The organism is Protofrankia sp. CiP1_Cm_nod3 (assembly GCF_982290655.1).
Map to the genome: position 1 here is coordinate 9,794 of NZ_CEVIVD010000053.1, position 9,282 is coordinate 19,075.

At 69.5% G+C, this 9,282-nt stretch carries 11 protein-coding genes and 1 pseudogene; 5 read left to right on the forward strand and 7 right to left on the reverse strand.

Going from position 1 to position 9,282, the window contains the following annotated elements; translation table 11 throughout:
* Nucleotides 1-170: 170 nt before the first annotated feature.
* Nucleotides 171-695 carry an AAA family ATPase gene (locus AC5LUJ_RS12350; RefSeq protein WP_250289681.1) on the reverse strand — a complete coding sequence of 175 codons (525 nt, stop codon included), beginning with the start codon at nucleotides 693-695 and terminating at the stop codon, nucleotides 171-173.
* A gap of 145 nt (nucleotides 696-840) precedes the next feature.
* Between AC5LUJ_RS12350 and AC5LUJ_RS12355 the strand changes: the two genes are divergently transcribed.
* Together AC5LUJ_RS12355 and AC5LUJ_RS12360 are read left to right on the forward strand one after the other, a co-directional pair.
* Nucleotides 841-1,092, forward strand: coding sequence for a type II toxin-antitoxin system Phd/YefM family antitoxin (locus tag AC5LUJ_RS12355; protein WP_250283734.1), 252 nt, complete (start codon nucleotides 841-843; stop codon nucleotides 1,090-1,092).
* On the forward strand, nucleotides 1,089-1,505 hold the full coding sequence (locus tag AC5LUJ_RS12360; RefSeq protein ID WP_250283732.1) for a type II toxin-antitoxin system VapC family toxin: 417 nt from the start codon (nucleotides 1,089-1,091) through the stop codon (nucleotides 1,503-1,505). The genes AC5LUJ_RS12355 and AC5LUJ_RS12360 overlap by 4 nt, the downstream gene beginning before the upstream one ends.
* Before the next feature lie 306 nt (nucleotides 1,506-1,811).
* Here AC5LUJ_RS12360 and AC5LUJ_RS12365 read toward each other — a convergent pair whose 3' ends face one another.
* The 3 genes from AC5LUJ_RS12365 to AC5LUJ_RS12375 form a co-directional block, all read right to left on the reverse strand.
* The gene (locus tag AC5LUJ_RS12365) at nucleotides 1,812-2,081 is read right to left on the reverse strand and encodes a cytochrome C oxidase subunit IV family protein (RefSeq protein ID WP_250283730.1); all 270 of its coding nucleotides are present in this window, start codon (nucleotides 2,079-2,081) and stop codon (nucleotides 1,812-1,814) included.
* A 10-nt stretch (nucleotides 2,082-2,091) separates the two neighbouring features.
* Nucleotides 2,092-2,676 carry a cytochrome c oxidase subunit 3 family protein gene (locus tag AC5LUJ_RS12370; protein WP_250289678.1) on the reverse strand — a complete coding sequence of 195 codons (585 nt, stop codon included), beginning with the start codon at nucleotides 2,674-2,676 and terminating at the stop codon, nucleotides 2,092-2,094.
* Between the two features lie 76 nt (nucleotides 2,677-2,752).
* Nucleotides 2,753-3,829: a cytochrome P450 family protein gene (locus tag AC5LUJ_RS12375; RefSeq protein ID WP_250289676.1), complete on the reverse strand. Its 1,077-nt coding sequence runs from the start codon at nucleotides 3,827-3,829 to the stop codon at nucleotides 2,753-2,755.
* A 509-nt stretch (nucleotides 3,830-4,338) separates the two neighbouring features.
* Here AC5LUJ_RS12375 and AC5LUJ_RS12380 point away from each other — a divergent pair.
* A complete protein-coding gene (locus AC5LUJ_RS12380; protein ID WP_250283725.1) occupies nucleotides 4,339-4,902 on the forward strand; it encodes a hypothetical protein in 564 nt (187 codons plus the stop codon).
* A 148-nt stretch (nucleotides 4,903-5,050) separates the two neighbouring features.
* On the opposite strand, the gene AC5LUJ_RS12385 is transcribed toward AC5LUJ_RS12380, so the two are convergent.
* The 3 genes from AC5LUJ_RS12385 to AC5LUJ_RS12395 form a co-directional block, all read right to left on the reverse strand.
* On the reverse strand, nucleotides 5,051-6,094 hold the full coding sequence (locus AC5LUJ_RS12385; protein WP_250283723.1) for an NAD-dependent epimerase/dehydratase family protein: 1,044 nt from the start codon (nucleotides 6,092-6,094) through the stop codon (nucleotides 5,051-5,053).
* A gap of 159 nt (nucleotides 6,095-6,253) precedes the next feature.
* The gene (locus tag AC5LUJ_RS12390) at nucleotides 6,254-7,399 is read right to left on the reverse strand and encodes a sensor histidine kinase (protein WP_250283721.1); all 1,146 of its coding nucleotides are present in this window, start codon (nucleotides 7,397-7,399) and stop codon (nucleotides 6,254-6,256) included.
* A gap of 37 nt (nucleotides 7,400-7,436) precedes the next feature.
* Entirely contained in the window at nucleotides 7,437-8,156 is a 720-nt protein-coding gene (locus tag AC5LUJ_RS12395) for a response regulator (RefSeq protein ID WP_250283718.1), read from the reverse strand.
* A gap of 241 nt (nucleotides 8,157-8,397) precedes the next feature.
* Between AC5LUJ_RS12395 and AC5LUJ_RS12400 the strand changes: the two genes are divergently transcribed.
* Complete coding sequence (locus AC5LUJ_RS12400) at nucleotides 8,398-9,057, forward strand: glycosyltransferase family 2 protein (RefSeq protein WP_250283716.1); 660 nt, start codon at nucleotides 8,398-8,400, stop codon at nucleotides 9,055-9,057.
* A gap of 11 nt (nucleotides 9,058-9,068) precedes the next feature.
* Nucleotides 9,069-9,282: pseudogene (locus AC5LUJ_RS12405) on the forward strand (glycosyltransferase); the annotation flags it as partial.

Consider the following 9,282-nt stretch of genomic DNA (forward strand, 5'->3'; position numbering starts at 1 on the left):
CCCGCATCTGGGACAGCGCCACCGGGCAGCCGGTCGGCTGGTGTCTTGAGCAGCTTCCCGACGGGGAGCTGGCGGTCTGGTCGGCATCCCGAGACGAGCTGCTCGGTGCCTCGCCCGAGGCGTGGCGGTGGCTTGGGTGGCTTGTGCCGCGCGGCGGCCGGCTCGTCCGGCTACCGGCCGAGACCTGGGGCCCACTCCCGCCACTGGCCCGGCCAACAGCGCCGCCGCCGTAACCCACCGCGACCTCGACAGCCGATCCCGGACGCCCACCGGGCTGCGGCCCCGCCCGCGCGGGGATCATTGAACTGCTGGTTGTTCGCCAGCTTCGCCAGCCGAGCCATCCTTACCTGCCATGCGCTCCGGGTCCCGTATGGCGACCACGCTCCAACCCACCTTTGTGTGCCCCAGGTGGTGAAGCCGCCGGCGGCGAGCCCGTCGACGCCGGGCAGCGTGCAGTCGAGCCGGGCGTCCTCGACGAACCCGTCGAGGTCTCGCTGGGGGATCGCCTGACGAGCCCCGGTCACGAACGTCTGCGGCAGGCCGGTACGGCGCACGAACTCGCTGATCAGCCTGGACTTGCCGGCCTGGCGCCGCCCTCGCACGCTGACCAGCCGGCCCCGGCCGCCACGGACCGCCGCGAGGTGGGCGGCCAGCCGCGCCAGCTCCTCGGCACTGCCCACGAAGTCCTCATGCACACGCGAAGACCAACATTCATGTTACTGACATCGACGCCGGTCACGAAGGACCGGCGTCGATGGCCGTGTCACCCTCCGCCGCGACGACACCAGGACAGTACTACCCACGTACTACGATGAGTCGGTGGAACAGGTACCTGTGCGGGTGCTCAACCAGGACACCGCGGGCGTGCTCGCGCGCGTCGAGCGCGGCGAGACCATCGAGATCACCCGGCATGGCAAGGTGATCGGCCGTATCGTGCCGGCGACACCCGGGGAGCTCGACGACCTGATCGCGGCGGGCAAAGTCTCCCCGGCCACCATCACCGGCCCTTTCGTCGCACCGAAAGGGCCACAGATCAGCGGCCTGGAAGCCGGCGAACTGATCAGGCAGCTCCGCGACGAGGAACGCTGGTGATCTATCTGGACACCTCCGCGATCGTGAAGCTGATCAGGCCCGAGCTGGAGAGCGACGCCCTGGCCGAATGGCTCAACGCCCGACCGGCCGAGCATGTGATCACTTCTAAACTCGCCGAAGTCGAAGTCCCACGGGCGTTACGCCGGGAGGAACCAGCACGGCTGGCGGCGGTGGCCAGCGTTCTCGCCCATCTTGACCGCCTGGACATCGACGACGCGGTCCGAGCCACCGCGGGCGCCTACCCCTTCCCCCATCTACGGTCGCTGGACGCTATTCACCTCGCCACCGCGGACCAGCTCGTCGCGTCCGGGAAAACAGTCAGCGCCTTCGTGACCTACGACAGACGCCTGGCCGCCACCGCCGAAGAACTCGGCCTGGTCACGACAGCACCCGGCCGGCCCGTCCCGCAGTAAGCACTCCACGTCGGACCTGTTGACAGGCCACCTGGCCGAGGCGGCGTTGGCGAAGTTGTGATCATATCCAGGGCGGCTTCCGACGACGGGTGGACGAGGCTGACGATGCCCGGCTCCAACCGTGCGGGATCGGTGGTGATGGCAAGGGAGCCCATTCCGCTCGACACCATCACGACCCGCGGGAGCGTCGAGCGCCGCAGCAGCGGGATGAACGCACGCATCATCCGTACCGGCCCGAGGACATTCGTCTCGTAACAGAGCCGGAAGTCCTCCGGCCCGGGCGCGCTCATGGGCCGGCTGGACGGGTCAGCTGAGGCCGACTATGAGGCCCCACACCAGGACGATCCAGCCGTGGAAGGCGAGCTTCAGCGCGAACGGGGCGTGCCTGAGCTCCATGAAGTGCATGCCGACCAGGTGGAGCTTCGCCGCCACGACGGTCATGACGAACGCCGTCGTGGCGACGCCGCGGGCGCTTTCGGACTCGGCGAACCACGACGAGCCGGCCGTCAGCAGCAGGAGCCCCACGAACACCAGCCGGACCAGCCGGCCCGGGGCCACCGTGCGCGGGCGCGCCATCAGATCGCCGTCAGATGAGGTACAGCAACGGGAACAGAACGATCCATAATACATCCACCATGTGCCAGTAGGACGCGCACGCCTCGACCGTCGTGGCCTTCGGACGACGCGACGGATTTCTCGTCGCCTTCCGCAGAAAAGCGAGCACACACATACCGACGGCGACGTGGAGAGCGTGTATCCCGGTGAGCACATAATAGTACATGTAGAACGCGTCCGTCACGGGATAAATGCCGGCGTGCAGCTTCTCGCCGTACTCCAGAGCTTTTCCGCCCATGAATCCGAGGCCGCAGGACAGCGCCAGCGTGAAGAATCTCGACGCCCGGCCGAACCCACCGGCCTGGACCTCCTGGACGGCCCGTACGACGAACAGCGAGCTCGCCAGAAGAACTATCGTGTTGACGAGCCCGATCGCGATGCCCAGATGCTGCTGTGACCGGGCGAACAGCTCCCGGTCACCGGCACGGGCGTCCATGAAGATCGCAAAGAACACCCCGAACATCGACATCTCGCCGAGGACGAGGACCCAGACACCGGCCTCACCGGGCACATGCGGGGCACGCGCGGGTGGGGCATGACCGCCGCCATCGGGCACGTCCGGGACGTGGCCACGCGGCCCGGGGGCGCCGGCCCGAGCGCCCGACGACGGCGGGTACGCCGACGCCGGCCGTTCAACCCGCATACGCGCCCGAGGCACTCTCAAGCCGCCGTGCCTGCTCCTCCACGGCCCCCCGATAGGTGGCCCATGCCATCACGAGCAGCCACACACCGAATATGAACAGCGGGATCCAGTAGACCAGCACGCCGTGGTAGGCGAACGGCCCCGTCTTGAAGAACAGCATCAGGATCACCGCCATGAAGAGGAAGCACTCCAGCACGTTGAAGTAGGCCACCCAGCGCGGGAAGACCGGTTTCGGCCCGGTGTCCAGCAGCACCGCCAGCGCGATGGCGCCGCTCTGCAGAACGAACGGCATGAACGGCATGAACAGCAGGATCCAGCCCAGGTCGTGCAGCGTCTGCGTCACCTCGGGGCTGCGCTCCGGCCGGAACGAGGCGGCCGCCAGGACGAGCATCGGCACCCACAGGAACTGCCAGGCCGCCAGGCCGGCGCCGAACTGCAGGTAGGCCAGGGCCTTCTGCTCCGGCCGGATACGTAACATCTGACGCAGGATCACCGTGATCAGCGGGCCCCAGACCATGAATCCGACCAGCGTCAGAATGATCCCGAAACGGATGAGGTTCGTGTTGTCCCGATAGAAGTCGGCGACCTTCTCCGCGGACCAGTAGGCGGGCAGCGCCGGGATATAACCGGCGACCAGCAGGCCGACGAACATGAGGAGCACGCCGATCGGCACAACCGCCGAAAAGGCGCGTTCGATCCGGTCGCTGACCGTGAGACGCGTCGACGAGTCCGTAGGCGCCGGTGGGTTCACAATGAGTGTCAACAGATCTCCTCGGGGAGTATGGGCCTGGTACGGATTCGATGGCCGGACGCCCGCACCGCCACCGCCGGCGGCGAAAACAGCCGGCTGCTTCTCGGCCCGCACGATGTCCGCGTACCTGGTGATGAGCCGGATCGGGCCATAGCCCTCGACGTGCGCTTCCGCCAGCGGCGCGTTCTCCCGCCGCCGCCGGTACGCCGTGCGGAGCGGCTCGTCGCCCCGGCGCCCCTCGGGCAGCGCCACATGCCGCGCGATCTCGCCCGGGACACCGACGGCCGAGGCGGACCCCGTGTACGTGACGGTCATGCGAGGCTCCTGCGTCAGGGCGAGCAGCCGTCTGATCGGTCTGAACGGCCCCGTCCGGCGGTGCACCTCATCATGTGATGTCGGTCACGAATCCCGCATCACCCATAAGGGAGCTTTTCCTACTCCCATGAGAGGCCGGTCATACCGGCCAGGACGACAGACCCACCGCGCCGTGCGGGCAGGCGGGCAGGCGGGCAGGCGGGCCCACCGGGATCAAGCGGACCGCCAGCCCTCCGGAACCCCGCCTCACGGTCGGGCCTCTACATCGCGATCTACATCGTGCCGTAGATCGCGATCGGCGCGCTCACGGCCACACCCGCCACCCCGAACGGCTCTCATGGGCTTTCGTGATCTGCTTACAGGCAACATATGCCTACACCGTGTTCCCACGGCAGGCGCAAAACTGTCGCCTATATGCCAATAGTATCTGATCAGTTGCCTAAAGTAAGAAGATATCCGTGGCGGAGAAGCCACATCCCGGATGCGACCGACAATTACCAGGAGGAGTCATGAGTCGTTGGGAACTGGCGAGCCGGACCCGGATACGCGCCTTCCGTGAGGGGCCGTTCGTGCTGCTCGTCGCCGAAGGCGAGCTGCCCAGCCCCGGCTACGAGGTCGACATCGCCAGGAGCCTGCTGCGCATCTTCCCGCAGCAGTTCAATCTCCTGCGCCGCGCGAAGCCGGGTATCTTCCCGCAGCACGTCACGCCGTACCGCTACGCCGAGGCGGTCCGCTACCCCGAGGACCAGGACACGATCACGGTCCATCACGCCGACGGCACCGACCACGTCGACATCGAGCCCGCCGGCAAGGACCTGGTCAGCTTTGTGGAGGCCGTCCGCGGTGGCGCCGACCGGCCCGCTCCGCCGGCGGGAGCCGAGGAGGCCATCGGCCTGTCGTCCAAGCTCAGCTTCGACGAGGCGTTCGCCAACGCCGTGGCCAACCTGCCGCCCTCGGACATCATCCTCGCCGACGGGCTGGCCCGCGTCCAGGTGCTTGAGATCGGCGGCCTGTTCGGCGGCTTCGCCGGTTTCCACCACCTGTTCGTCCGGGTCAGCCGCACCATCACCTGAGCAGCATCACCTGAGCACCATCCGCCTGACCATCGTCCGCCCGGGTATCGTCCCGGCTGGCAGAACAGGCCGTTTTCCGGCAGGGGCGATATCCCGGAGCGTGAAGCCCACCGTTCACCGGTGCCGGGAACGAAGGCACCGTGGGTCGTCATCCGCGCAGCGGATCGCGGGCGAAGGCATTCACCCCGTCGCTGAAGACAACCCGGGGCTGATAACCGAGAAAGCCCCGGGCGCGGGCGGACGAGGCGGTGACATGGCGGACGTCACCGGCCCGATATGAACCGGTGACGACGGGCCCTGGTCCACCAAAGGCCCGAGCCAGTACCGAGGCCATGTCACCGACGCTGTGCGGCTCACCCGAGCCGATGTTGAGCGGTACGAGCTCGCCGGGTGCGCCCGGGTGCCGCAGCGCGCGCAGATTCGCCTGCGCGACGTCGTGGACGTGGACGAAGTCGCGCAGTTGTCCACCGTCCTCGAACACGCGTGGCGGCTCGCCCCGTTCCAGTGCGCTACGGAAGATCGACGCGACACCGGCGTACGGGGTGTCCCGGGGCATTCGGGGGCCGTAGACGTTGTGGTAACGCAGCGCCAGGACGCTGCCGCCGGTGGCGATGGCCCACGCGGCGGCAAGGTGCTCCTGAGCAACCTTCGTGGCCGCGTAAACGCTCTTCGGCTTCAGCGGCGCGTCCTCGGTGACAAGCGTCGGCTCCAGCGGACAGCCGCAGCGCGGGCACGGCGGCTCGAACCGGCCGGCATCCAGCTCGGCCGGTAGCCGCGGGCCCGGGCGCACCGGCCCGTCGGCCGGGCAGCGGTAGCCACCTTCGCCGTAGACGACCATCGAACTCGCCAGCACCAGGCGCTGTACCCCGCGACGGGCCATGGCGGCCAGCAGCACCGCGGTGGCGAGGCCGTTGTGCGTGGCGTAGGCCGGCAGGTCGTCGAGATCTGCCCCCAGACCGACCATGGCGGCCTGGTGGCAGACGGCGTCCACACCGTCGAGCGCGGCTTCGACCTGGGAGCGGTCGGCCACGTCAGCGACGATCAGCTCGGCGGCGGCGTTCACCTCGGGCCTGCCGCGATGCACCGCCGGCAGCAGCGCGTCGAGGATTCGGACGCTGTCGCCGGCCGCCACGAGCGTGTCGACCACGTGGGAACCGATGAACCCGGCGCCGCCGGTGACCAGAATGCGCATACCCGCGGACGCTAACGGCTCCGGGGCGCTCCAGATCTTACAAGTCGAGGAAGCCCGTAGGAGACCGGAAAGCCCGGAGGAGACCGGGAAGCCCGGGAAGCCCGGATGCGTGACGCGGCCCGCGGGCATGCGTCTGCCCAGGTGGCCAGGGAGCGTTGGTCAGGCGGCCGGGAGCGCGACGACGAAGCGACAGCCGCCCCGGTGGTTGTGCACGGTGACGTCGCCACCATGGGCCTCGACGATCCCGCGGACGATCGCCAGCCCGATCCCCGAGCGCACCCGGAGCTGGTGGGGATGATCGCCGCCGCCGGGTGTCCGCGCCGCCTCGCCACGGAAACCGAGTTCGAACAGGCGGGGCAGATCGTCGGCGGGGATACCGCCGCAGCGGTCGGCCACGGCGAGCAGCGCCCGGTCCCGCGCGGTGTCCGCCTCGGCGGTGACCTCCACCGTCCCGTCGTCCGGAGTGTGCCGGATGGCGTTGACGAGCAGGTTGGTCAGCGCCCGTCCGACCTCGGTCGCGTCGGCGATGACGAACAGCGCATGATCGGCGGTGCCGGTGAGGGTGACGCCCTTGGCCCGCGCGATCGGGTCCACGACGGCGATCGCGTCCGACACGAGGTCGGCGAGGCAGACCTTCTCAAGAGTCAGCCGGAAGGCCCCGGCCTGCAGACGGGCCAGCTCGAACAGGTCGTCGACCATGCCGGTCAACCGCTCGGCATCGGCAAGTATCAACCGATGGTAACGAGACATTGTCTCACTGTCGGTCACCAGGCCGTCCTGTAGCGCCTCCGCCGTCGCCCGGATTCCCGCCAGCGGGGTCCGCAGGTCATGGCTTGTCCAGGCCACCAGCTCGCGTCGGCTGGCTTCCAGCGCCCGTTCACGGTCACGCGCCGCCACCAGCCGGATATGGGTGGCATCCAGCGTATGTGCCAGCGTGGCGAGCTCAGCCGTGGGGACGCGACCCGCTCCGTGATAGCCGGCCTCACCGAGAGTGGCCGCGGCACTGGTCAGCATGGTGGTGGCGGTAACGACCGGCCGCCCCAGCCGCACCGCGGCGGCGGTGGCGACCACCGTCGAGACAGCGACCACGATCAGCACGACCCGCAGGTCGTGGTCGGAAAGGAACATCGCCCGCGCGGTACCGGCGACCCCCGCCGCCACCGCCAGCACCGGCACGACCGAGAGCGCCGCCACCGTGGCCCACAGCGGCCGTCCCCGCAGCAGACGCAGCAGCGGCACCCCCGTCAGCGCGGCCACGGCCGAACAGGCAAGCGCAATCATCACGACCTGTAGTTCGGCGCTCACGATCACTCCGTTCTGCCGCGTTCTTCGCTACTTTCTGTCACGATCCATAGGCAACAGGCGGGTCGTCGGCAGGCGGCGGCGCCTGGTCGTACCGGTAGCCGACACCCCACACGGTGACGAGCATCCGGGGGGCGGTCGGATCGTCCTCGATCTTCTCCCGCAGCCGGCGGATGTGGACGGTGACCGTCGAGGGGTCGCCGTAGCTCCATCCCCACACCTGTTCCAGCAGCTCGGCACGGGTGAAGGCGCGGCCGGGATGGCGCAGCAGGAAGGCCAGCAGATCGAACTCACGCACCGTGAGGGAGAGCGCCACCTCGTGCCGGGTGACGGTACGGGCGGCCGCGTCCACGACCAGCGTGCCGGCACGCAGCACACCGGATGCCGGTGGCGGCGGCTCGGTCGCCCGCCGCAGCACGGACCGCACCCGCAACGTCAGCTCGCGCGGTGAGAACGGTTTGGTCACGTAGTCGTCGGCACCCGTTTCGAGGCCCGCGATACGGTCCGCCTCCTCACCCCGAGCGGTCAGCATGATCACCGGAACCGGCCGGCGTTCCCGCAGCCGGCGGCAGACCTCGATGCCATCGATGCCCGGGAGCATCAGATCGAGTACGACGAGATCCGGCGCGCTGTTCTCGGCCATCCGTAACGCCGCGAGGCCGTCCGCGGCGCGGTCGACGTCAAAGCCCGCGTTACGCAGATACCGGTCGACGACCTCGGCCACGGTCGGGTCGTCATCGACGACGAGGACACGGGTCACGCCGTCACGATAAGGGCCTGACAACCGGCTGTGACCAGCTCGGGGACGAGCTTCTCCACTTCGTAATCCTCTGCGGTAGGCGGCGAGCACGAGATTCACATCCTTCGTGCGCTTCGCGAGCTTTCGCTCATTTGTGCGCCTTGGGGCGGTGACTGGTGAGGCGGGGCGTTCCTCGTCCCGTAAGGGTCGATCAGGAGGTTTCGCCCCTACAGTCGCACTTATGGTTACAGAAAGTGACAAATTGCGACCTCTGGTGGACGTCGTCCTGCCCTGTCTGAACGAGGCCGGCGCGCTGCCCTGGGTTCTGGGCCGGATGCCGCCCGGCTACCGGGCGGTCGTCGCGGACAACGGCTCCCACGACGGATCACCCGAGCTGGCCCGCGAGCGCGGGGCGGTCGTGGTCACCGTGCCCGAACGCGGCTACGGAGCCGCGGTACACGCCGGCCTGCGGGCCACGGACGCCGAGGTGGTGTGCGTGTGCGACGCCGACGCGTCCCTCGACCCGGCCCAGCTGCCCCGTCTCGTCGACGAGCTGCTGGCCGGACGTGCCGAGCTGGCGCTCGGGCGGCGGCGCCCGACCTCGCCGCGGGCCTGGCCACCGCATGCCCGGCTCGGCAACGCGGTCGTCGCCGGACGGCTGCGCCGCCGCGGCGTACCCGTCCGCGACCTGGGGCCGATGCGGGCCGCCCGCCGTGACGACCTCCTGCGGCTGCCGGTCGCCGACCGCCGGTTCGGCTACCCGTTGGAGCTGCTCCTGCGGGCGTCGCGGGCCGGCTGGCGGATCGTCGAGATCGACGTTGACTACCGCCCGCGGGTCGGCCGGTCGAAGGTGACGGGCTCGCCGCTCGGCACGGCCCGGGCCGTGCGCGACATGTCCGCGCTCCTGGCAGGCCTGCGGTGAGGCTGCTGGTGGTGGCGAAGGAACCCGTGCCCGGCCGGGTCAAGACCCGCCTGACGCCACCGTTCAGCCCGGAGCAGGCGGCGGCCGTGGCCACCGCCGCGCTCGCGGACACCCTGGCCGCGGTCCGCGCGCTCGGCCGCCTTCCCGGTTTCGGCCGGCTGCGTCCCACCCTCGTCCTCGACGGCGCCGTGGGCCCGTGGCTACGTGTGCCGGAAACACCGGAAA